The sequence below is a fragment of the Pseudomonas sp. SIMBA_068 genome (genome assembly GCF_046534705.1).
Classification (GTDB): domain Bacteria; phylum Pseudomonadota; class Gammaproteobacteria; order Pseudomonadales; family Pseudomonadaceae; genus Aquipseudomonas; species Aquipseudomonas putida.
On sequence record NZ_JAWRYI010000209.1, the window covers coordinates 1 to 325 of the forward strand.

Sequence of the window (325 nt, forward strand, 5' to 3'; positions counted from 1 at the left end):
GCACTCGGTCTATGTTGACCAGTGGGACTGGGAACGCGTAATGGGCGACGGTGAGCGTCAATTCTCGACTCTGAAAAGCACGGTAGAGGCGATCTGGGCGGGAATTAAAGCAACCGAAGCTGCGGTTAGCGAAGAGTTTGGCCTGGCACCGTTCCTGCCGGATCAGATCCACTTCGTACACAGCCAGGAGTTACTGTCTCGTTATCCGGATCTTGATGCCAAAGGGCGTGAGCGGGCGATAGCGAAAGATCTTGGCGCGGTATTCCTTGTCGGGATTGGCGGCAAGCTGAGCGATGGTCATTGCCACGACGTGCGCGCACCGGAT

1 pseudogene is annotated in these 325 nt (G+C 57.2%); it reads left to right on the forward strand.

Going from position 1 to position 325, the window contains the following annotated elements:
- A pseudogene (locus SB756_RS28850) lies at window positions 1-325 on the forward strand (aspartate--ammonia ligase); the annotation flags it as partial.